The 22,775-nt window shown below is 60.9% G+C and carries 20 protein-coding genes; 8 read left to right on the plus strand and 12 right to left on the minus strand.

The genetic code is table 11. The features are described from left to right. The first annotated feature begins 156 nt into the window (after positions 1-156). Positions 157-1,239, plus strand: coding sequence for a dimethylsulfone monooxygenase SfnG (sfnG, locus tag GTQ41_RS13185; protein ID WP_047294314.1), 1,083 nt, complete (start codon positions 157-159; stop codon positions 1,237-1,239). A gap of 122 nt (positions 1,240-1,361) precedes the next feature. On the opposite strand, the gene GTQ41_RS13190 is transcribed toward sfnG, so the two are convergent. Then, positions 1,362-1,841: a nuclear transport factor 2 family protein gene (locus GTQ41_RS13190; protein WP_047294316.1), complete on the minus strand. Its 480-nt coding sequence runs from the start codon at positions 1,839-1,841 to the stop codon at positions 1,362-1,364. Positions 1,842-1,897: 56 nt separating this feature from the next. Continuing rightward, complete coding sequence (locus GTQ41_RS13195; RefSeq protein ID WP_041063753.1) at positions 1,898-2,461, minus strand: TetR/AcrR family transcriptional regulator; 564 nt, start codon at positions 2,459-2,461, stop codon at positions 1,898-1,900. Positions 2,462-2,667: 206 nt separating this feature from the next. Between GTQ41_RS13195 and pssA the strand changes: the two genes are divergently transcribed. Further along, positions 2,668-4,011: a CDP-diacylglycerol--serine O-phosphatidyltransferase gene (gene pssA / locus GTQ41_RS13200; RefSeq protein WP_047294318.1), complete on the plus strand. Its 1,344-nt coding sequence runs from the start codon at positions 2,668-2,670 to the stop codon at positions 4,009-4,011. 132 nt (positions 4,012-4,143) lie between these two features. On the opposite strand, the gene efeO (GTQ41_RS13205) is transcribed toward pssA, so the two are convergent. Genes efeO (GTQ41_RS13205) through efeU form a run of 4 tightly spaced genes read right to left on the minus strand, consistent with a single transcriptional unit; the run spans position 4,144 to position 8,372 of the window. Next, positions 4,144-4,968 (minus strand): iron uptake system protein EfeO, encoded by an 825-nt coding sequence (gene efeO, locus GTQ41_RS13205; protein ID WP_041063755.1) that lies wholly within the window; start codon positions 4,966-4,968, stop codon positions 4,144-4,146. 25 nt (positions 4,969-4,993) lie between these two features. After that, positions 4,994-6,292 carry an iron uptake transporter deferrochelatase/peroxidase subunit gene (gene efeB, locus GTQ41_RS13210; protein WP_217325517.1) on the minus strand — a complete coding sequence of 433 codons (1,299 nt, stop codon included), beginning with the start codon at positions 6,290-6,292 and terminating at the stop codon, positions 4,994-4,996. A gap of 17 nt (positions 6,293-6,309) precedes the next feature. Continuing rightward, positions 6,310-7,509 carry an iron uptake system protein EfeO gene (efeO, locus tag GTQ41_RS13215; RefSeq protein ID WP_047294322.1) on the minus strand — a complete coding sequence of 400 codons (1,200 nt, stop codon included), beginning with the start codon at positions 7,507-7,509 and terminating at the stop codon, positions 6,310-6,312. 8 nt (positions 7,510-7,517) lie between these two features. Continuing rightward, complete coding sequence (gene efeU / locus GTQ41_RS13220; RefSeq protein ID WP_047294324.1) at positions 7,518-8,372, minus strand: iron uptake transporter permease EfeU; 855 nt, start codon at positions 8,370-8,372, stop codon at positions 7,518-7,520. Positions 8,373-8,660: 288 nt separating this feature from the next. Between efeU and GTQ41_RS13225 the strand changes: the two genes are divergently transcribed. The 6 genes from GTQ41_RS13225 to GTQ41_RS13250 all read left to right on the plus strand — a co-directional run bounded on the left by GTQ41_RS13225 (position 8,661) and on the right by GTQ41_RS13250 (position 15,729). Beyond that, positions 8,661-9,677: an AraC family transcriptional regulator gene (locus GTQ41_RS13225; RefSeq protein WP_047294325.1), complete on the plus strand. Its 1,017-nt coding sequence runs from the start codon at positions 8,661-8,663 to the stop codon at positions 9,675-9,677. A gap of 246 nt (positions 9,678-9,923) precedes the next feature. Continuing rightward, positions 9,924-11,588 (plus strand): AMP-binding protein, encoded by a 1,665-nt coding sequence (locus GTQ41_RS13230; RefSeq protein WP_047294327.1) that lies wholly within the window; start codon positions 9,924-9,926, stop codon positions 11,586-11,588. Between the two features lie 15 nt (positions 11,589-11,603). Next, positions 11,604-12,365, plus strand: a complete 762-nt coding sequence (locus tag GTQ41_RS13235; RefSeq protein WP_217325518.1) for an SDR family NAD(P)-dependent oxidoreductase — start codon at positions 11,604-11,606, stop codon at positions 12,363-12,365. A gap of 12 nt (positions 12,366-12,377) precedes the next feature. Next, positions 12,378-13,571, plus strand: coding sequence for an acetyl-CoA C-acyltransferase (locus tag GTQ41_RS13240; protein ID WP_047294332.1), 1,194 nt, complete (start codon positions 12,378-12,380; stop codon positions 13,569-13,571). 137 nt (positions 13,572-13,708) lie between these two features. Further along, complete coding sequence (locus tag GTQ41_RS13245; RefSeq protein WP_027611962.1) at positions 13,709-14,836, plus strand: acyl-CoA dehydrogenase; 1,128 nt, start codon at positions 13,709-13,711, stop codon at positions 14,834-14,836. A 119-nt stretch (positions 14,837-14,955) separates the two neighbouring features. After that, a complete protein-coding gene (locus tag GTQ41_RS13250; RefSeq protein WP_047294335.1) occupies positions 14,956-15,729 on the plus strand; it encodes an enoyl-CoA hydratase in 774 nt (257 codons plus the stop codon). 187 nt (positions 15,730-15,916) lie between these two features. Here the strand turns inward: GTQ41_RS13250 and GTQ41_RS13255 are convergent, their stop codons facing one another. From GTQ41_RS13255 to GTQ41_RS13280, 6 genes are all read right to left on the minus strand, one after another. Next, positions 15,917-17,068: an acyl-CoA dehydrogenase family protein gene (locus tag GTQ41_RS13255; protein WP_047294337.1), complete on the minus strand. Its 1,152-nt coding sequence runs from the start codon at positions 17,066-17,068 to the stop codon at positions 15,917-15,919. Positions 17,069-17,071: 3 nt separating this feature from the next. Further along, positions 17,072-18,178, minus strand: a complete 1,107-nt coding sequence (locus GTQ41_RS13260) for an enoyl-CoA hydratase/isomerase family protein (RefSeq protein WP_047294339.1) — start codon at positions 18,176-18,178, stop codon at positions 17,072-17,074. Positions 18,179-18,414: 236 nt separating this feature from the next. Next, positions 18,415-19,101 (minus strand): HPP family protein, encoded by a 687-nt coding sequence (locus GTQ41_RS13265; protein WP_047294344.1) that lies wholly within the window; start codon positions 19,099-19,101, stop codon positions 18,415-18,417. Positions 19,102-19,256: 155 nt separating this feature from the next. Then, positions 19,257-20,435 (minus strand): MFS transporter, encoded by a 1,179-nt coding sequence (locus GTQ41_RS13270; protein ID WP_047294345.1) that lies wholly within the window; start codon positions 20,433-20,435, stop codon positions 19,257-19,259. 142 nt (positions 20,436-20,577) lie between these two features. Further along, complete coding sequence (locus tag GTQ41_RS13275) at positions 20,578-21,096, minus strand: GNAT family N-acetyltransferase (RefSeq protein WP_047294346.1); 519 nt, start codon at positions 21,094-21,096, stop codon at positions 20,578-20,580. Between the two features lie 79 nt (positions 21,097-21,175). After that, complete coding sequence (locus GTQ41_RS13280) at positions 21,176-22,774, minus strand: glycosyltransferase family 39 protein (protein ID WP_047294347.1); 1,599 nt, start codon at positions 22,772-22,774, stop codon at positions 21,176-21,178. Between the last annotated feature and the right edge of the window lies 1 nt (position 22,775).

Raw genomic sequence — 22,775 nt, forward strand, 5'->3', positions numbered from 1 at the left:
GCTATTCAACTGTTGCCTACCCAACACCTCGACGACAAATTACCCTCCAAGAATGCAACACCATCAGCCCCAAGCCCAACAAAACCGGGCATTTCAACCCTGGCACGCTTGCTGCTCTATCCCCCACATCTCCGCAAATATCCCGAGGACACGCCAATGAGCAAGCAAGCCGTGAAATTCGCCTACTGGGTGCCGAACGTCAGTGGCGGCCTGGTGGTCAGCAAGATCGAGCAGCGCACCGACTGGGGCATCGACTACAACCGCAAACTGGCGCAACTCGCCGAAGCGGCGGGGTTCGAGTATGCCCTGACGCAGATCCGCTTTACCGCCGGTTACGGTGCCGAGTTCCAGCATGAATCGGTGGCGTTCAGTCATGCGCTGCTGGCAGCTACCACCAGGCTCAAGGTGATCGCGGCGATTCTGCCGGGGCCTTGGCAACCGGCGCTGGCAGCCAAGCAACTGGCGACCATCGATCAACTCACCAACGGCCGGATTGCGGTCAATATCGTCAGCGGTTGGTTCAAGGGCGAATTCCAGGCCATCGGCGAACATTGGCTGGAACACGACGAGCGCTACCGGCGTTCCGAGGAATTCATCCGCTCGCTGCGCGGGATCTGGAGCCAGGACAACTTCACTTTTCGCGGCGACTTCTACCGTTTCGACAATTACACCCTCAAACCGAAACCGCTGGGCCACCCGGAAATCTTCCAGGGCGGCAGTTCCCGTGCGGCAAGGGATATGGCAGCGCGGGTTTCGGACTGGTATTTCACCAACGGCAACAGCGTCGAAGGGATCAAGGCGCAGGTCGATGACATCCGGGTCAAAGCGGCGGCATACAATCATTCGGTGAAAATCGGCGTCAACGCTTTTGTCATCGCCCGCGACACCGAAGAAGAGGCCCGCGCTGTACTGGCGCAGATCATCGACCAGGCCGACCCGGAAGCGGTGAATGCTTTCGGTGACGCGGCGAAGCAGGCGGGCAGGGCGTCGCCGGAAGGTGAGGGCAACTGGGCGAAATCGACGTTCGAGGATCTGGTGCAATACAACGATGGCTTCAAGACCAACCTGATCGGCACGCCGCAGCAGATTGCCGAGCGGATTGTGGCGCTGAAAGCGGTGGGGGTGGATCTGGTGTTGGCGGGGTTTCTGCACTTTCAGGAGGAGGTGGAGTATTTCGGCAAGCGTGTGTTGCCGTTGGTGCGGGAACTGGAGGCTGAAAAGACTGCCGCCGTCGCCTGACCACTACAAAACCAATGTGGGAGCGAGCTCGCTCGCGAAAGCGGTTTGTCAGTTACATGAGTATTGACTGACACGACGCCTTCGCGAGCAAGCTCGCTCCCACATTTTCGATCTACATGAACTTAGAGACCGAGATCGGAGAGCCCCGGATGATCATCCGGACGCCGACCCAGCGGCCAATGGAACTTGCGTTCGCTTTCCTTGATCGGCATGTCGTTGATGCAGGCATAGCGCTGGAACATCAGGCCGTGCTCATCGAACTCCCAGTTTTCATTGCCGTAGGAACGGAACCAGTTGCCCGAATCGTCGCGCCATTCATAGGCGTAGCGCACGGCAATCCGCGTGTCCGAATAGGCCCAGAGTTCCTTGATCAGGCGATAATCGAGTTCCTTGGCCCATTTACGGGTCAGGAACGCCTTGGCTTCTTCACGGTTGTTGGCGAACTCGGCGCGGTTGCGCCATTTCGTGTCGAGTGTGTAGGCCAGCGACACCTTCTCGGGGTCGCGGGAGTTCCAGCCATCTTCGGCCAGTCGAACTTTTTCGATGGCCGATTCATGGTTGAACGGCGGTAAAGGCGGACGCACTTGGGCAGCAGTCGACATTGTCAGTCTCCCGATCTAATAAACGATTAAACAACGGTTCAGGCTTATTTAAGGCGTTACAGGTCCAATAACTTACGCGCCATGCATTGCGCATTATCAGCGGCACTGTGATCACCCATCACAAGCGCTACGGTAATGGCGCCGTCAATCAGGATCAGCAACTGCCTGGCCAGACGTTGCGGATCTTCGACGCCATGTTCGGTACACAGCTCGCACAGGTAGTCGAGCAGCTTCTGTTTGTGGTCTTTGGCGACCTGGCGCACCGGGTCTTCGGGGTCACCGGTCTCGCCACTGGTATTGATGAAGGCGCAGCCGCGGAAGCCTTCCGAGGCGAACCAGCTTTTGAGCACGGTAAACAGGTTCAGCAGGCGGTCGGCCGGGGTTTCGGCCTGATCGACAGCGCTGCGGTACCAGTGCATCCAGCGCACGTCGCGGCGTTGCAGGGCGGCGACGGTCAGCTCCTCCTTGTTGGCGAAGTAGCGGTAGATGCTTTTTCTGGAGACGCCGGCGGTTTTCACCAGAAGATCCATGCCGGTGGCCGCAATGCCACTTTTGTAGATCAACTTTTCGGTGACATCCAGAATGATGTCGCGGGTTGAGGTGTCATTGATTTCGTTCATGTGGCGAACAGTAGAACGATCGTTCTCCTTTCGCAAGCTATTTTTAAGATCAGAAGATCGCAGCCTTCGGCAGCTCCTACACTGATCCTTGTTGGAGCTGCCGAAAAGGCTGCGATCTTTTGATCTCTTTACAGACACTCACAAGACCCGAACCGGTTGATGGTGTAAGCTCTCGGGTTCTTCGGATTCGACCCATTGCGAGCCCTATGCCGTTGCTTTTCAAACGCTCTTTGCTGCCCAAACTGCGCAGCTTTCCGCTGACTGCCGAGGCCGTGACCATTCTGTCCGGCGCCGCCGAGTTCCGTCGTTGCCTGCTGGAGAAAATCGCCGAGGCGACCCGGCGCATCTACATCGTTGCGCTGTATCTGCAGCACGACGAGGCCGGTCAGGAAATCCTCGATGCCTTGCATGCCGCCAAGCTCAAGCGCCCGGAGCTGGAAATCGTCGTGGTGGTCGACTGGCTGCGCGCCCAGCGCGGGTTGATCGGTGCCGGCAAGCAGCCGGGCAACTCGGCGTGGTATCAGGAAATGACCCGCACGCATCAGAGTGAAGTGCCGGTTTACGGCGTCCCGGTGCAGACCCGCGAACTGTTTGGCGTCTTGCACCTGAAAGGCTTCGTGATCGATGACTGCGTGGTTTACAGCGGTGCGAGCCTGAACAACGTCTACCTGCACAAGTTCGACAAGTACCGTTTCGACCGCTACCACGTACTGCACAGCCGCGAACTGGCAGACTCGATGCACCATCTGGTCAAGCACGGTCTGATCGAATCGAAAGCTGTGCATCGCCTCGACCTGCCGAACCTGCCGACTACCCGCAGCCTGCGCAACGACATCGGCGACCTGCGCAGCCGCCTCAAATATGCGGCGTACGACACCAGTGCCGGCAGTACCGCGCATAGCGGCCTGTCGGTGAGTCCGCTGCTCGGCGTGGGCAAGAACAACCCGTTGAACCGGGTGATTGTCGAGTTGATCGCCAGTGCGCAACAGCAGCTGACGATCTGCACCCCGTATTTCAATCTGCCGCTGCCGATCATCCGCGAGATCAACCGCGCGCTGGCCCGTGGGGTGAAGATCGACATCGTGGTCGGCGACAAAACCGCCAACGATTTCTACATTCCGCCGAGCGAGCCGTTCAAGGTGATTGCGGCGCTGCCGTACCTGTACGAAATCAGCCTGCGCCGCTTCGCCAAGCGTCATCAGCGCAACATCGACAGCGGCCAGTTGAACCTGCACCTGTGGCGTGACGGCGACAACAGTTACCACCTCAAGGGCATGTGGGTGGATCAGCGCTATACGTTGCTGACCGGCAACAACCTCAACCCGCGGGCGTTTCGTCTCGACCTGGAAAACGCGCTGCTGATCGATGATCCGCAAGGCGAGTGGCTTGAGCCACGGGCGAAGGAGCAGGCAGAGATCTTCCGCAACACCACACGGATTGCCAGCTTCCAGAACCTTGAGACTCTGCCGGAGTACCCGGCGGGAGTGGCGAAGTTTCTCAAGCGGGTCAGTCGGGTGCGGATTGAGCGGTTACTGTACCGGATTCTATAGCACCGCTGAAAATGCCATCGCTGGCAAGCCAGCTCCCACAGTATTCTCGGTCATTCACAAATATTGTGTACGCCAAGAACATTGTGGGAGCTGGCTTGCCAGCGATGGGGCCTGCTCAGACGCTCAATAAACTCAGTTCAGACCGAGCTTGCCACGCAACGTGGACAGGTCTTCCGCCAACGTATTGACCGGGCCAACCAGGGCCTTGCGATCGTTGTCCTTCACCTTGTCATACGTCTCGAAACCACCGTCCTTGGTTTTGTACTTGGCGAGGATCTTGTCGACGGTGGCAAAGTTCTTGTCGACTTTGGCAACGAACGCCTTGTCCTGCTTTTCGATCTGCGGACGGAACAGGTCGACGATTTTCTTCGCACCGTCGATGTTGCCCTGGAAGTCGTACAGGTCGGTGTGGCTGTAACGGTCTTCTTCACCGGAGATCTTGGTCGCGGCAACTTCTTCCAACAGCGCGGCCGCACCGCCGACGACTTTCTCCGGCGGGAAGGTCAGGCCGGCGACGCGGGTCTGCAGGTCTTTCACATCGCTGTCCAGCTTGTCAGCCAGCGCCGTCAGGCCTTCGGTGCTCTTCTCCGAGAACAGCGAATATTCGAGGCGGTGGAAACCGGTGAAATCTTCAGCCTTCACGCCTTTTTCGTGGTCGTCGACGCGCGAGTCGATGGACGCATCAAGGTCACTGAACAGCTCGGCAATCGGTTCGATCGACTCGTAGTAGACGCGGGTCGGCGCGTAGAGCTTTTGCGCGGTGGCCAGATCGCCTTTCTTCACCGCATCGGTGAACTGCTTGGTGTGGCTGCCCAGTTCATCCAGTTGCTCGGTGACGTAGATCTTGTAGTCCGACACCGGGCCGACCAGATCCAGCGGCGCTGTTGCGGCGAACGCCGACAGCGGGGTGTTGAGCAAACCGAGGGTCAGCAATAACGCGAGTGGCGACTTTTTCATGGAGCGGCTCCGAGGTTTTTTATGGTTAGGCAGCTGTTTTGGGTTGGGTGGCGTTGAGCAGCGAGCGACCGATGAAATCCTTGTCGCCGGTGACACCCGGAAGGGTGAAGAAGTAACCGCCGCCGACCGGTTTGAGGTACTCCTCGAGCGGCTCGCCGTTGAGCCGGGTCTGCACGGTGATGAAGCCTTTTTCCAGGTCGGCCTGGTAGCAGATGAACAGCAGGCCCATGTCGAGCTGGCCATTCTTGTTCACGCCGTTGGAGTAGTTGAACGGCCGGCGCAGGATCAGATTGGCCTGGCTCGCGGCGGTACGCGGGTTGGCCAGGCGAATGTGCGCGTCGAGCTTGGTCAGCTTGCCTTGCGGGTCTTTGCTGTAATCCGGGACCTCGGTTTCATGGTGGGCGCCCATCGGCGCGCCCGTGGTCTTGACCCGACCGATGATGCTTTCCTGTTCCTGCAACGGCGTCCGGTCCCAGCGCTCGACGAAATTGCGGATGATCCGCACCGCTTGATAGCTGCCGTGCGCCGCCCAGGCCGGTTCATCGCTGCCCGGTTGCACCCAGACAATCTGGTCCATCGCCTTGGCGTCGTTGGAGTCGGGGTTGGCCGAGCCGTCACGGAAACCGAGGAAGTTACGCGCCGATTGCGCCGGCACCCCCGGTTTGACCGGGGCTTGCGGCGGCACGCTGCCTTCCTGTTTCCAGCGCACCAGCAGCAGATCCGGCAGGTTTTTGACGATGTCGCGCAGGGCGTGAATGTTGGTGTCGGCGGTGTTCGAGCAGAACTGCAGACTCAAGTCGCCGTGGCAGCAATCGGCCTCCAGCGCATCGTTGGGGAAGCCGACCATGCGTTGCAGGCGCTTCGGTTTGGCGGCGGCCAGACCGAAGCGTTCGTCGAACAGCGATTCGCCGACCGAGACGGTGATGGTCAGGTTGTCCGGGGTCACGATCGGGCCAAGGATGCCGGAATCCGGCGGTGGCAGTTTCGGATCGACCTGTGCCACCGGGCCGCCCTTCATCAGGAACGCGATACGCTCGTTGAGGGTGCGGAACAGCCGCTCAAGATCTTGGCGATCGCTGGCCAGTACGTCGAACGAAACCAGCATGCCGGACGCCGGGCGCGGGGTGACGATGCCGGTCTGGTGCACGCCGTGGAAATCGTGGCGGTCTTCGGTCTTGTCGCTGCTCGGCGCTTCGGTAACTTGCGCCGGGGCTGCAGCCATCGCCGGGCAGCTCAGGGCCGATCCGGCCAGGGCGACACCGGCGACACCCATGCCCGTCAGCAGGCGGCGACGTTGCACATCGAGGTTTTGCAATTCTTTCATCGGTATTCGTCTTCTGCTTACAGGCCGGAGAGGCCGAGGGCGGGATCGATGCCATCCAGAGCGTCGGCGAGTGCCTTGGCCTTGTCGGCGATCTGTTTGCGTTGTGCGCCACTGACCGTGTCGTAAGTGGCGTAGCCGTCCTTGACCTTGAAGCTGTTCAGTACGCTGTCGAAATCACTCAGCGCCGCGTCGATTTTCGGCAGCAGCTCCGGCGCCGACTTGCTCAGCATCGGCCGCAGCAGCTCGACCACTTTGTGCGCGGTTTCCAGATTGCCGGCGAAGCCACCGAGATCGGCGTGGCTGTAGCGTTCCTCTTCACCGCTGGCGGCGCGCACGTCGGCCAGGGTGTTGAGGTTGCGCACCACGATGCTCACCAATTGCTCCGGCGGCAGCGATTGGGCCAGCAGTTGCTGTTTGAGCGTGGTGACGTCGGCCAGCAGGCGCTCGGCGACCGGGTTCAAGCCGTCGAGGCTGCGTTGCTGGAACAGCGCATATTCGACCCGGTGGAAGCCGACGAACGCCGGATCCTGCTCACGTTTTTCGAAGTAATCGGCGCGAGCGTTGATGCTGTTGTCCAGCTCCGCCAGCCGTTGCGCGGCAGGGGCCAGACGCTGATAAGCCGCACGCGCCGGCAGGTACAGCGCTTGTGCCTGAGCCAGGTCGCCGCTGGTAATTGCCTGATTCAGCGCGGTCACGGCTTTGATCAGCGCGCTGCCCTGAGTCGCCAGATACACGCGGAACTCCGACAAAGGCCCGACGAAAGCGACCATCGACGGTTTGGCCTTGGCGGCAGCGTCGGAGGCGGCGGTCGGCGTTACGTGCAACACGCCACGCGGATTGCTCAGCAGACCGCACGTGATCGCGTAGTCGCCGGGTTGCAGGTTGGCGTTGATCACCTGGCTCAGGCCCGGAGCAATGTTCTCGCGCTCTTCGATCACCAGCACGCCGTCGAGAATTTCCCATTCCACCGCCCGTTCGGAACGGTTGACGATGCGGAAACTGGCGCGGCCGGCGGGAACAGTCAGCTCATTCGGATCGCAGCTGTGGGCGTTGATGTTGACCACCACTTCATCATGGTTGTGCTGACGCTTGGCCGCAGCCATTTTCGAGGCGTAGTAGAACAGGCCACCGGCGGCGATCATCACGACCACCGAACCGGCCACCGCCCAGCGCAAGGCGCGGGGAGGCGAGGCCTGAGGAGTATTAGGCGTTGACATGGGTGCCCTTATTGGCTGGAAACGGAAGACGATTTGCCGGCTGTGTCTGCGCTTGAGGCCGGCGCGGCGGGGTAGAAGAACAGCACCAGCGCCACCACCAGATAGATCAGGTATGCACCGAGGGTGCTGACGGTCGGCGCATCCTGATAACCGAACATGCCGGCCAGCACCGAACCCAGCGGGCCGTCCATCGGCAGCGTCGCGCTGAAATCAAACAGCACGCTTTGCAGGTGATTCCACACACCGGCTTCATGCAGGGCTTGCACCGAGTTGGCGAGGATTCCGGCGGCGACCACCAGAATGAACAACCCGGTCCACTTGAAGAACGCCGACAGGTTCAGGCGCATGCTGCCGCTGTAGATCAGGAAACCGACGACGATTGCCAGCACCAGGCCGAGCAGGGCACCGATCGGCGCGCCTGGGCCCTCACTCTGCTGGAATACCGCGAGCAGAAAGAACACGGTTTCCAGCCCTTCGCGAGCCACGGCGAAAAACACCATGGCAATCAGTGCGATTACTTGATGCTTTGACGAGGTCAGGGCGTGATCCAGCGAGGCTTGTAATGAATGCTTGATCGAACGTGCGACCTTGCGCATCCAGAACACCATCGAACTGAGGATGCCCACCGCGACCAGTCCGACAATGCCTTCGAACAATTCCTGCTGTTTCTGCGGGAATTCGGCACTGACCAGTTCCAGGCCACCACCGACCAGCAGCGCCAGCGCAGCGGCGAGGAAGACGCCGATCCACACCGCCGGCATCCATTGGCCACGACCGGTCTGTTGCAGGTAGCTGGCGATGATGCCAACGATCAGCGCGGCTTCAATGCCTTCGCGCAGCATGATCAGAAAGGGAACGAGCATTCAGGCAACCACGAGTGATTTAGATAGGTGGCTAAGTTGTAACATAATGACACTCATTCCCAAATGGGGATGGTTGACATTTACCTGAACATTCGCTGAACGGCATGTTTTTCGTCCCCCGCACAGCCCCCCTGTAGGAGCTGCCGCAGGCTGCGATCTTTTGATCTTGTTTTTAAAAATCAAAGTCAAAAGATCGCAGCCTTCGGCAGCTCCTACAGGGTTTTCGGTGAATCGGATGACTGGGGTAAGATGCCCGTCACCCGAAAACCACAAGGTCTGCCTCGCTCCATGTCGGAAAAAGACACCATCGCCGTGCAGCTGGTGCGTGAAGCGCTGCTGCAAAGTTGTGCCCCAGGCGTGGCCACGGATGAAGTCTTGAACAAGGTCGGGATTGCGCCGGCCCTGCTGCACCGCGAACAGGGCAGGGTGCCCGCCTCGCAATACGCCAGACTCTGGCGTCTGCTGGCCCGGCGCGGCGATGACGAGTTCTTTGGCATGGATCCGCGCCGGCTCAGGTCCGGCAGCCTCGAATTCCTCTGCCGCAGTGCCATGGCGCAATCGACGCTGGCCGCCGGCCTGAACATGGGCTTGAGTTTTCTCTCGCTGATGCTGGAAAAAATGCCCGCGCAACTGGTGCATCAGCAGAGCCTGGCGGAAATCGTCCTGCTCGAAGACGACCCGCAACCGCGCCGCGCGTTCACCTATTTCACCTATTGGATGATCGTCCACGGCGTGGCCTGCTGGCTGGCGGGGCGGCGGATTCCGATTCTGGCGATCGAATTGCGCTGCGCCGAGCCGGATTTCTGCGACGACTATCGGGTGATGTTCTCGGAAAACCTGCGTTTCGAACGTCCGCGTACGCGGATGATTTTCGCCGCTGACTGCCTTGATCTGCCGATCAAGCGTACGGCCGAAGAATTGAAACGCTTTTTGGCCCATGCGCCGGCGAACATTCTGGTGAAGTACCGCGATCCTGAGAGCCTTGCCAGCCGGATCAAGCAGGACCTGCGGCAGTTGCCCGCCGAACAATGGCCGGAGACCGAGGCGCTGGCGCAGCAACTGTGCATGTCCGCCTCGACCCTGCGCCGGCGTTTGTCCGAGGAAGGGCAGACCTATCAGGGTCTCAAGGACAGCGTGCGCAAGGAATTGGCGATCAGTTGGCTGGCGGAGCCGTCGATCAGCTTCGTCGAGATCGCCACGCGGCTGGGGTTTGCCGATGCGAGTTCGTTCTACAAGGCGTTTCGCAAGTGGTCGGGGTCCAATCCTGGGCATTACCGTACGTTGATCCTTAACGAAGCGGTCTGATTCAGAGCATCTGTCGCCTGGCCCACCGCCATCGCTGGCAAGCCAGCTCCCACAGAGTTTGCGCTAACCCTGTGGGAGCTGGCTTGCCAGCGATAGGGCCGGTCAAGGCAACACATCCTTTGAAACATGGCCAAACCAGTCAGCCACTTTGATGGCTTTGACCATTGCCGCCTCCGCGCCGCAGCGCGACTATCCCTGTGTTGTTTACGGTTCCCAGCCTAATAAAAACACCGAGGGATTCTGGCAATGCGCGATTACTTGTCTGCCACTGAACAGTTCAACTATCAGCACACCGTGGACGCGGCGCTCAGCGGCACGCTGGAGGCGCTCAACGCCTGCGTCGAATGTTGCGACCGCCATGCCTTGCCGGGGCGCATCGCGCTGTTCTGGGAAGGCCGCGACGGCGCCAGTGCCACGTACACCTTCAGCGAACTGCAAGACAAAGCCGCGCGTTTCGCCAATTTCCTTCTCGAACAAGGCGTGCAAAAGGGCGACAAGGTCGCCGGCCTGCTGCCGCGCAACATCGAATTGCTCATCACCGTGTTCGCCACCTGGCGCATCGGCGCGGTGTATCAGCCGTTGTTCACCGCATTCGGCCCCAAGGCCATCGAGCATCGGCTGAACAGCTCCGACGCCAAAGTGGTGGTCACCGACGCGGTCAACCGGCCAAAACTCGCTGAAGTCACGGATTGCCCGACCATCGTCACCGTCGGCGGCGCCAAAGGTCAGGGCATCGTCCGCGGTGATTTCAGTTTCTGGGCCGAACTGGCCAACTATTCCAGTGTTTGCGAACCGGTCCTGCTGACGGGTGACGATCCGTTCCTGCTGATGTTCACCTCGGGCACCACCGGCCCGTCGAAAGCGCTGTCGGTGCCGCTCAAGGCCATCGTCGCGTTTCAGAGCTACACCCGCGACGCGGTGGATCTGCGCCCTGAAGATGCGTTCTGGAACGTCGCCGATCCGGGCTGGGCCTACGGCATCTATTTCGGCGTCACCGGGCCGATGTCGATGGGGCATCCGATCACCTTTTACGATGGCCCGTTCACCCTCGAAAGCACCTGCCGGGTGATCAACAAATACGCCATCACCAACCTCACCGGTTCGCCGACCGCGTACCGCTTGCTGATTGCCGGTGGCAACGAGTTCGCCAAGTCGATCAAGGGCAAGCTGCGCATCGTCAGCAGCGCTGGCGAGCCGCTGAATCCGGAAGTGATCCGCTGGTTCGCCGACAACCTCGATGTGGTGATTCACGACCATTACGGGCAGACCGAACTGGGCATGGTGCTGTGCAACCACCACGGTCTGCAGCATCCGATCCACCTCGGCGCCGCCGGTTTCGCCTCGCCGGGCCATCGCATCGTGGTGCTCGACGAGCAGTACAACGAACTCGGTGTCGGCCAGCCGGGCATCCTCGCCATCGACCGCACCCAGTCGCCGATGTGCTGGTTCGGCGGCTACGAGGGCGTGCCGACCAAGGCCTTCGTCGGCGATTACTACCTCAGCGGCGACACCGTGGAATGGAACCCGGACGGCAGCATCAGCTTCGTCGGCCGTAGTGATGACGTGATCACCACCTCCGGCTACCGCGTTGGCCCGTTCGACGTCGAAAGCGCGCTGATCGAACACCCGGCAGTGGTCGAAGCGGCCGTGGTCGGCAAGCCGGATCCGGAGCGCACCGAACTGGTCAAGGCCTTCGTCGTGCTCAACCCGCAATACCGCGCCGAACCGGCGCTGGCCGAAGAATTGCGCCAACACGTGCGCAAGCGTCTGGCCGCGCATTCGTACCCGCGTGAAATCGAATTTGTCAGCGAATTGCCGAAAACCCCAAGCGGCAAATTGCAGCGCTTTATCTTGCGCAACCAGGAAATCGCCAAGGCTCAAGAGGCCGCGGCGCACAACGTTTCAGCTTGAATCAGGAAGTCAGTCATGCAGATCGAGAACAAGGTTTTTATCGTCACCGGCGGCGCGTCCGGCCTGGGTGCCGCCACCGCCGAATTGCTGGTCAACGCCGGCGCCAAAGTGATGTTGGTGGACATGAATGCCGAAGCCGTCGCCGCGCAGGACCAGCGCCTCGGCGCGCAAAGTGTGGTGGCCGATATCAGCAACGAAGCCGCTGCCGAAGCGGCGGTGCAGGCAACGCTGAAAGCCTTTGGCAGCCTCAACGGTCTGGTCAACTGCGCCGGCATCGTCCGGGGCGAGAAGATTCTCGGCAAGAACGGCCCGCATGCGCTGTCGAGTTTTGCCCAAGTGATCAACGTCAACCTGATCGGCAGCTTCAACATGCTGCGACTGGCCGCAGCGGCCATTGCCGAGAGTGAAGCCAATGCCGATGGCGAGCGTGGGGTGATCATCAATACCGCCTCGGTCGCAGCGTTCGATGGCCAGATCGGCCAGGCGGCGTATTCTGCTTCCAAAGGCGCGATTGCCAGCCTGACCCTGCCGGCCGCCCGTGAACTGGCGCGTTTCGGCATCCGCGTGATGACCATCGCTCCGGGCATTTTCGAAACCCCGATGATGGCCGGCATGACCCCGGAAGTGCGCGAGTCGCTGGCCGCCGGCGTGCCGTTCCCGCCGCGCCTGGGCAAACCTGCCGAGTACGCCGCGCTGGTTCGGCATATCATCGAAAACAGCATGCTCAACGGTGAGGTGATCCGTCTCGACGGCGCCTTGCGCATGGCCGCCAAGTAAGGAGGATTTGTCATGACTATTGCCAACGATCCGATTGTTATCGTCAGTGCCGTCCGCACCCCGATGGGCGGTTTTCAGGGCGAACTGAAAAGCCTCACCGCGCCGCAACTGGGCGCTGCGGCGATCAAGGCAGCGGTTGAACGCGCCGGGGTTGCCAGCGACGCGGTTGATGAAGTGTTGTTCGGTTGCGTATTGCCCGCCGGCCTCGGTCAGGCGCCGGCGCGGCAGGCAGCTTTGGGCGCCGGGCTGGATAAATCGACGCGCTGCACCACGGTCAACAAGATGTGCGGCTCGGGCATGGAAACCACCATTCTGGCCCACGACATGCTGCTGGCCGGCAGCGCAGATGTGGTGATCGCCGGCGGTATGGAAAGCATGTCCAACTCGCCGTATCTGCTCGACCGCGCTCGCGCCGGTTATCGCATGGGGCATGGCCGGGTGCTCGATTCGATGTTCCTCGACGGCCTCGAAGACGCCTACGACAAGGGCCGTCTGATGGGCACCTTCGCCGAAGACTGCGCCGAAACCAACGACTTCAGCCGCGAAGCCCAGGATGCGTTTGCCATCGCCTCGACCACCCGCGCCCAGCAGGCGATCAAGGACGGCAGCTTCAAAGCCGAGATCGTGCCGCTCACGGTGACCGTCGGCAAAGAACAGCTGCTGATCAGCAACGACGAGCAGCCACCGAAAGCCAAACTGGACAAGGTCGCCTCACTGAAACCGGCGTTCCGCGAAGGCGGCACGGTGACAGCGGCCAACTCCAGCTCGATCTCCGACGGCGCGGCGGCGCTGGTGCTGATGCGCCAGTCGCAAGCGCAGAAACTGGGTCTCAAGCCACTGGCGGTGATTCACGGTCACGCGGCGTTTGCCGACACGCCGGGCCTGTTCCCGGTGGCACCGATTGGCGCGATCAAGAAGCTGGTGAAGAAGACCGGTTGGGCGTTGAACGAGGTCGATCTGTTCGAAATCAACGAAGCGTTCGCCGTGGTAGCGATGGCCGCGATGACTCACCTGGAAATCCCCCACGACAAGCTCAACGTGCACGGTGGCGCCTGCGCGCTGGGCCATCCGATCGGTGCCTCGGGCGCGCGGATTCTGGTGACCTTGCTCTCGGCCTTGCGCCAGAAAAAACTGAAACGCGGGATTGCGGCGATCTGCATCGGCGGCGGTGAAGCCACGGCGATGGCCGTGGAATGCATCTACTAAACGCACTCCCCCTGTAGGAGCTGCCGAAGGCTGCGATCTTTTGATCTTGCTTTTAAAAATCAAAATCAAAAGATCGCAGCCTTCGGCAGCTCCTACAGGGGGCGGTGTGTAACCCGGATTTAAGTTAAGGATTCACCATGATTCCCAACGAAGACCAGACCCAGATCCGCGACATGGCCCGGCAGTTCGCCGAGGAACGGCTGAAACCGTTCGCCGCCGAGTGGGATCGCGAACATCGTTTCCCCAAGGAAGCCATCGGCGAGATGGCCGAACTGGGCTTCTTCGGCATGCTCGTGCCGGAGCAATGGGGCGGCTGTGACACCGGCTACCTGGCCTACGCCATGGCCCTGGAAGAAATCGCCGCCGGCGACGGCGCCTGCTCGACCATCATGAGCGTGCACAACTCGGTCGGCTGCGTGCCGATCCTCAAGTTCGGCAACGACGACCAGCGCGAGCGCTTCCTCAAACCGCTGGCCAGCGGCGCCATGCTCGGAGCCTTCGCCTTGACCGAACCGCAGGCCGGCTCTGATGCCAGCAGCCTGAAAACCCGCGCTCGTCTGGAAGGTGATCACTATGTACTCAACGGCTGCAAACAGTTCATCACGTCCGGGCAGAACGCCGGGATCGTGATCGTGTTTGCGGTGACCGATCCGAGTGCCGGCAAGCGCGGCATCACGGCGTTCATCGTGCCCACCGATTCGCCGGGCTACAAAGTCGCACGGGTCGAAGACAAACTCGGCCAGCACGCGTCGGACACCTGCCAGATTCTGTTTGAAGACGTCAAAGTACCGGTCGCCAACCGCTTGGGTGAGGAGGGCGAAGGCTACAAGATCGCCTTGGCCAACCTCGAAGGCGGGCGGGTCGGCATCGCGTCGCAAGCGGTGGGCATGGCCCGCGCTGCGTTCGAAGCCGCTCGCGACTACGCCCGCGAGCGCGATACGTTCGGCAAACCGATCATTGAGCACCAGGCCGTGGCGTTCCGTCTCGCCGACATGGCCACGCAGATCGCCGTCGCCCGGCAGATGGTGCATTACGCCGCCGCGCTGCGCGACAGCGGTCAGCCGGCACTGGTCGAGGCTTCGATGGCCAAACTGTTCGCCTCGGAAATGGCCGAGAAAGTCTGCTCGATGGCGTTGCAGACGCTGGGCGGTTACGGTTACCTCAACGACTTCCCGCTGGAACGCATTTACCGCGATGTGCGTGTCTGCCAAATCTACGAAGGCACCAGCGACATTCAGCGCATGGTCATCTCACGCAACCTTTAACCCCACCCCTTTGCAGGAGCTGCCGCAGGCTGCGATCTTTTGCTTTTGATTGTTAAAAACAAGATCAAAAGATCGCAGCCTGCGGCAGCTCCTACAGGGTACAAATTCAGGAGTCATGTATGAGCTACGAAACAATTCTGCTGGAAAACCACGACCGCGTCGGCCTGATCACCCTGAACCGTCCGCAGGCACTGAACGCCCTGAACGCGCAGTTGGTCAGCGAAGTGAACCACGCCCTTGATGCTCTGGAAGCGGATGCGAACATCGGTTGCATCGTCATTACCGGTTCGAAGAAAGCCTTCGCCGCCGGCGCTGACATCAAGGAAATGGCCGAGCTGACCTACCCGCAAATCTACATGGACGACCTGTTCAGCGACAGCGACCGCGTGGCCAACCGCCGCAAGCCGATCATCGCTGCGGTCAACGGTTTCGCCCTTGGTGGCGGCTGTGAACTGGCGTTGATGTGCGACTTCATTCTGGCAGGTGACAACGCCAAGTTCGGTCAACCGGAAATCAACCTCGGCGTGCTCCCGGGCATGGGCGGCACCCAGCGCCTGACCCGCGCCGTGGGCAAAGCCAAGGCCATGGAAATGTGCCTCAGCGGGCGGATGATCGATGCGGTGGAGGCCGAACGTTGCGGCATCGTTGCGCGGATCGTACCGAGCGATGAGTTGCTCGACGAGGCGTTGAAAGTCGCCGCCGTGATCGCCAGCAAGTCGCTGCCGATTGCGATGATGGTCAAGGAAAGCGTCAACCGTGCGTTTGAGGTCAACCTGGCTGAAGGCGTGCGTTTCGAGCGCCGGGTGTTCCACGCGGCGTTTGCGACGCAGGATCAGAAGGAAGGGATGGCGGCGTTTGTGGCCAAGCGCGCGCCGGAGTTTACCGGAAAGTAATGCATCGTCCTGGCTGACGTCTTCGCGAGCAAGCTCGCTCCCACACTGGATTTATGTCGTACACAAATCCCCTGTGGGAGCGAGCCTGCTCGCGAAGCTTTTGAGGCAACATCAAAAGATCGCAGCCTTCGGCAGCTCCTACACCGGTTTCCTGTAGGAGCTGCCGAAGGCTGCGATCTTTTGCTTTTTACAGCGGGTAGTTCTTCAGTTCGCGAGCGATCACCATCCGCTGAATCTCGCTCGACCCCTCATAGATCTGGGTAATCCGTGCATCGCGGTAGTACTTCTCGACCGGATAATCCTCCAGATACCCGTACCCGCCATGAATCTGAATCGCCGACGAGCAAACCTTTTCGGCCATCTCCGAGGCGAACAGTTTGGCCTGCGACGCCTCCGACAGGCACGGTTTGCCCGCTGTACGCAGACGCGCCGCGTGCAGGATCATCAAGCGCGCCGCGTTGATTTGCATGTGCATGTCGGCCAACAGATTGGCGATGCTCTGGTGTTCGTTGATCGGCTTGCCGAACTGGACGCGATCACGGGAGTACACAAGCGCCGCTTCAAACGCCGCCCGGGCGATGCCCAAGGCTTGCGCAGCAATGCCGATGCGGCCGCCTTCGAGGTTGGACAGGGCAATCGCCAGGCCTTTGCCGCGTTCACCCAGCAGATTGGCCTCGGGAATGCTGCAGTTGTTGAGGGTCACTGCGCAGGTGTCGGAGGCGCGGATGCCCATCTTGTGTTCAGTGCGATCAACGATGAAACCCGGCGTATCGGTCGGCACCAGGAACGCAGAAATGCCTTTCTTGCCCAGATCCGGGTCGGTCACCGCAAACACGATCGCCAGTTTCGCCCGTTTGCCGTTGCTGACGAATTGCTTGGCGCCGTTGATCACCCACTGGCCGTCGCGCCGTTCGGCGCGGGTGCGCAGGTTGTGCGCCTCGGAGCCGGCCTGCGGTTCGGTGAGGCAGAAGCAGCCAATGACCTGACCGCTGGCGAGGTCGGCCAGCCAGGTTTGTTTCTGTTCTTCGCTGCCGTAATTCATGACCGGCCCACAACCCACCGAGTTGTGAATGCTCATGAACGCGCCAGTCGCGCCGTCACCGGCTGAAATTTCTTCAACGGCCAGCGCATAGGCGACGTAATCAACGTAAGTGCCACCCCATTCCTCGGGCACCACCATACCGAGCAAACCGAGTTCGCCCATCTTCGCCACCAGCGCGTCGTCGATCCAGCCAGCCTTTTCCCACGCTTGCGCGTGAGGTGCGATTTCGCCACGGGCAAAATCCCGGGCCATGTCGCGGATCATTACTTGTTCTTCAGTCAGTTCGAGATCGTGCATGGCTCAGCTCCCGCTCTCATCAAAACCGTTAAAGAAACTCGCGACGTGCCCGGCGTCCAGCGCGGCGAGGGTCGGCGGATTCCAGCGAGGTGTCTTGTCTTTGTCGATGAGCAGGGCACGCACGCCCTCGATCAGGTCGCCGCGTTCGAACCACTGACGATCCAGATGCAGTTCGAGGGCGAAGCAGTGTTCCAGGCTCAGTTGCCGACCGCGACGGAGCATCTCCAGGGTCACGGCCATCGCCAGCGGCGAGCGGGTCTCCAGCAGGTCAGCGGTGGTCGTCGCCCACTCATGGCTGTCGGCGACGGTGACGGCGCGCAGTTGCTCGACAATGCTCGGCACGTCCGGCAGGGCGAAGAAATGGTCGATGGCCGGGCGCAGCTTCTCCAGCGGCGCGTCGCTCAGGGTTTGCACGCCGTTTTTCGCCAGCAGGCCCTGCAGATCCTTGAGCGGCGTGTCGTGCCATTCCAGGTGATCAAGTTGTTCGTCGAGACTCGCCAACTGGCGGCTGTCGACAAACCAGTCCGCCAGCCCGCAATACAGCGCATCCGCCGCACGAATCTGCACACCGCTGACGCCCAGATAGATTCCCAGTTCACCGGGAATCCGCGAGAGGAAATAGCTGCCGCCGACATCGGGGAAATAACCGATGGCCACTTCCGGCATCGCCAGACGGCTCTTCTCGGTGACCACCCGCAGGTCCGCACCTTGCACCAGGCCCATGCCGCCGCCGAGGACGAAACCGTCCATCAACGCCAGCACCGGTTTGCGGTAGTGATGAATGGTCAGGTCGAGGGCGTATTCCTCGACGAAGAAATCTTCGTGCAGCGTGGCGCCGCTTTTGAAACTGTCGTACAGGGAACGAATATCGCCACCAGCGCAGAAAGCTTTTTCACCGGCACCGCGCAGCACCACCGCGTGCACATTGGCATCAGCGGCCCAGGCATCGAGTTGCTGCTGCAACTGGCGAACCATGTCGAGGGTGATGGCGTTGAGACCGGCGGGGCGGTTGAGGGTCAGGTGACCAATGTGGTTGCGAACCTCGGCCAGCACGTCGTTTTGCGTGGCATCCATGGACGGCGTCCGCGGGGATGAAGCCTGAGCAGTCATCACTAACTCCCTGCTTTTATTGTCTTTATTCGAGAAGCTCGCGCGCGAGCGTTAACGGATCGTAACAGTGCAAATTTGCCGTGTACAACCGGGATATGTGCAGGGGGAGTTTGCGTTTTTGCCTTAGGTAAAAATCGGATGTGCTTGTGTAGGAGCTGCCGAAGGCTGCGATCTTTTGATCTTGAAAAGATCGCAGCCTCGTTGCACTCGACAGCTCCTACAGGGTGCGTGAGGTGTCAGGAGAAGACTTCGCCGATGCTGCGGCGTTTGGCGTGCAGTTCGCTGGCGTGGATCAGTTGTTCGAGGTCTTCGGGAGTGACGTCGATAAAGGCTTCCATCTCGGCCAGTGCCCGTTTCAAATCCTCGGCGGTAATTGACTGGCTGTCGACGGGAGTCTGCAGCGGCGCAGTTTCGGCCGGGCGTTTCGGGTAGCGGATGCGCGTCAGGTTGTTGTAGGCCAGCGCACTGAGCAGCATGCACGCGGCGGCGAGCATCACCGGTTCCATGGCTTTCCAGTCCAGGGCGATGGTCGCCGGATCGGCCAGCACCAGTGTCAGCGCCAGCGCGCCGGCCGGTGGATGCAGGCAACGCAACCAGCACATCAGAATCAGCGCCATGCCTGCCGCCAGACAGGCACTGCCCAGGGTTCGCCCAAGAACATGAGCCACCAGCAACGCAATGACACTGGCGCACAGGTAGCCGCCGATGATCGACCAAGGCTGCGCCAGCGCGCCGGAGGACACGGCGAACAACAGCACCGCCGAAGCACCCAATGGCCCGAGCAGGTGATACGCCACTTCATGGCCGAATACCTGACTGCACGCCCAGACACTGAACAAGGTGCCCAAGGCCATACCGATGGCGGCGCGGCTCCATTCGGTGGGGCGGGTGTTGATGGCGGCGGGGAACCAGCGAGCGAGCATGTGAATCAGGTCCTTGGCAGTAAAATCGAGGCAAAAAAAAGGACTTGTCCGTTTCGGAAAGTCCTCTAAGCGTTCCAACTATTGGGGGAGGAACGCGCACAGTGTGCCGTGCAAATTCGATGCTGACAAATTCATATAAATGCTGCTTCAGTGCATTATTTTTGAATTGTGGCCACGCGACGTCCACTGACAACACACCAATAACCCCCCAGCGCGGCCAAAGCGCTCAGGGCGTAGAACATGCTCGGCGCCGGCGTGTGCATCAGCAGGAACCCGCACATCACCGGACTCAGCGCACCGCCCAGTGCCGCGAGGTTCTGCGCGCCGTAATAACTGCCGCGCAGCGCTTCCGGCGCGAGGGTATCGACGAAGAGGAAATCCGCCGGGTAAATGATCATCTCGCCGAGGGTGAAGATGAACATCGCCACGCACCAGCCGACGAGGCTGTCCGCCAGGCTGAAACCGATCAGACCGACGATGAACAACGCCGTGCCGCCGGCAATCCAGAACCGCAGGTGCTCGCGCTTGAGTAAACGCCCGATCTGGTATTGCAGCAGGATCACCGTGATCGCGTTGCAGGCCAGCAGGGCGGCCATGGTGTCGAGTGTCTGTTCTTGGGTATGGGTGACCAGCAGGTATTGCGACAGGTACAGGGTAAAGCGCCCGTGGACCAGGGTGCTGAGCAGACAACCGAGGGTGAACAGGATCATCGTGCGGTCGTTTTTCAGGATGATCAGGGTGTTCAGGAAACTCTGTGGCGGGCTGGCCGGCGACAGCGGACCGGTCTCGCGGGAAACGCCCAGCAGCAGCAAAACGCTGCCGGCGGCAATCAGCCCGGCGACGATAAACGGCGCTGAAGGCTGAACCCCGGCAATCACTACACCGATCATCGGGCCCACGGCGTAGCCAATGTTGGTCAGCGTGTAGTTCAGTGAAAACGCCTTGACCCGCTGGCCGACCGGCAGGTTTTCACTGAGCATCGCTTTGGAGCAGATCAGGAACAGTGCCGACGCCGTTTCACTGATGATCAGCACCAGCGTGACCAGGTACAGATTCTGCGCGAAGGTCAGCAGCATCAGGCCGACACCGCTGGAGAGCATGGTCAGGATCAACAGCTGACGCTTGTCGAGGCGATCGATGATGTAGCCGCCATACAGCGACAACAGCGTGGCACTGAACACGGCGATGCCCAACAGCAGACCGACGTCCTGCGGGTTGAGGTCCAGTTTGTTGCTGAGGAACAGGGTCAGCAGTGGACTGATCAGGGCACGGCTGATGACGATGCTCAGCGAGGTGATCATCAGTCTGCGTATCAGGCGGGAGTAAGTGGCCACGGCAGTGCAAATGTCCTTATTTTTATGATGAAAACCCGCGTGGCAGCGAGCCTGCTCGCCAATACCGAGTGTCGGGCGCCAACGCAGTTGACTGACAGGACGCTATCGCGAGCAGGCTCGTTCCTACAAGGGATTTTCCCTGTCAGGGCAATATCAGGTGCATTGCGCAGCGGCGCTCGGCGGCAAAACCATGCTCGACTTCTTTCTGCAAAGCGTCGAGCAAATGCGCTGCGTGCTCACCGGGTGCGACGTCCACAAACCCCATCCGCTGATAAAACGGCGCATTCCACGGCACGTCGCGGAACGTAGTCAGGGTCACGGCGCGCATCTGCTCGCGGCGGGCATGTTCAATCGCGGCCAGCAGCAGATCACGGCCCACGCCCTGACCCTGAAACGCCAGGCTGACGGACAATTCCTCAACGTGCAGTTGCTTGCCGACATCCAGCGCGCGGATAAACCCTGCGAGCTGCGCCGAGGTGTTTTCGGCGACCCAGACATGGGCATGGTCGATGAATTGGCGATGTTGCGCGGTGCTGGCCACGTCGGTGTCGGCCAGCCAGGCGAGGGTCGGATCTGAGCGAAACAGCTCGGCGGCCGAGCGTTCAATGGCGGGGAGGGCGTCGGCGTCACTCTGCCGCGCCCGGCGTACAACAAAACTCATGGTAAAAGCCCCTGTAAGCGCTGCCGCAGGCTGCGATCTTTTTCCTGAAAGCGCAAAAGATCGCAGCCTCAATCAGTTCCTACAAGGGTTTGAGGTACAACAGCACGTAATCGTTCTTGTCGAAACGGCCGGTCAGTACCGGTTGCAGACCCGCCAGCGAGGTGACCTGCAGCGATTGCAGGTCCTTGCTGTCCATCATCAGCCAGGCCGGGCCTTTGAGGGCTTCGAGTTGCTGCACCGTTTCGGTGAACTGCGGTTGCAGGTCCTGCTCGACGTTGACCATGAACTTGATCGCCTTGGCGTCCTTCCCCATGCCGTGCAGCACCAGCGGTGCCGGGTTCTGCTGCACCTGCGCGAAGGCGGCGCGACTGAACGCCTGCGTGTCGTACAAGCGTCGCTCCACCGGTTCGAACACCGCGGCATACACCATCCACAATGCGAGCACCGAGCACAGCGCCAGCACTTCGGCACGCCAACGCGGCATCAACAGGCGCGACAACGCGAGCAATTGCAGAACACCGAGTACGATCAGCACCAGGGTCAGACTGTCGAGTTGCTCGGGGAAGCGGCGTTTGGCAACCAGCAGGGCCACCATCAACAGTCCCGGCGTCACCAGCCAGATACCTTGGATAACCCCGCGCAATACGCGGAACACCCGACCGTGCAGCACCTGAAACGGGTACGCCGCGATGATCGCCGCCATCGGCAACATCGGCAGCAGGTAACGCGCCTTCTTTGCCTGCGGAATCGACAGGCCAACCATGACGATCAGCCCGGCAGCCGCGCAGTATTGCACCAGACGCAAGGCCGGCCCGCGCTGATGCGGTTTGCTCAGCCAGGTCGCCGCCAACGCCAGGATCGCCAGCGGATATGCCAGTGCGTAGTTTCCCATGGAACTGGTGAAGTAATACAGCGAACCGCTGACGCCTTCACTGCCGTCCATGCGCCCCATGAACTGCATGCGGATCACGTCTTGCAGGAACGCTTCGCCGCCACTGAGTCTGGCCAGCCACAACAGCAGCCCCACGCACGCGGCGAGCAGGATCGACGCCAGCACACCGAACACCAACAGGCGTTTCCACTCACGATTGAGCAGGTAGTAACTGCAGAGCATGCCGGTCGGCACCACCAGGCCGATCGGCCCGCGAATCCCGAAGCCCAGCAACAGCAGGGCGAAGATCAACGGCCAGCGAGGGCCGGAACCGAAGTGGTCGCGAGCGTAGCCCAGATAAAACACCGACAGCGCCACGGCGGCGAGCATCAGGTCCTGCGATACGGCGCGCACTTCGGTAACGAAGGTGCTGGTGAGCATCAGCAGCGCAATGCTGATCAAGGCCCAGCGTTGCGAATGCACCGCCAGCAAGCGGTACATCAACGTCACGATCACGCCGCCGGCAATGGCGCTGGGCAGCCATGCCGTCAGGGTGTTGATCGCGCCGAAGGGCAGCGACAACAGCCAGATGAACAGCGTCGAAAGCGCCGAATAATCGGCGTACGGCTGCCCGTAGGTCGTCGGGAATACCGTTGGCCCGTGCCTGAGCATCTCTTGGGCAAACAGCACAAAACGTGAATCGAAGCCAATGGGAGCCTGTCCGTAAACCCCGGCGATAAACAACAGCAGTGCCAGCAGCCCTGCGATCAGGGACTGCCGGCGGATGACAGGCGACAACGTGATCAAG

Origin of the sequence: Pseudomonas sp. AN-B15, assembly GCF_019056475.1 — a bacterium.
In the GTDB taxonomy this organism is placed as follows: Bacteria; Pseudomonadota; Gammaproteobacteria; order Pseudomonadales; family Pseudomonadaceae; genus Aquipseudomonas; species Aquipseudomonas parakoreensis.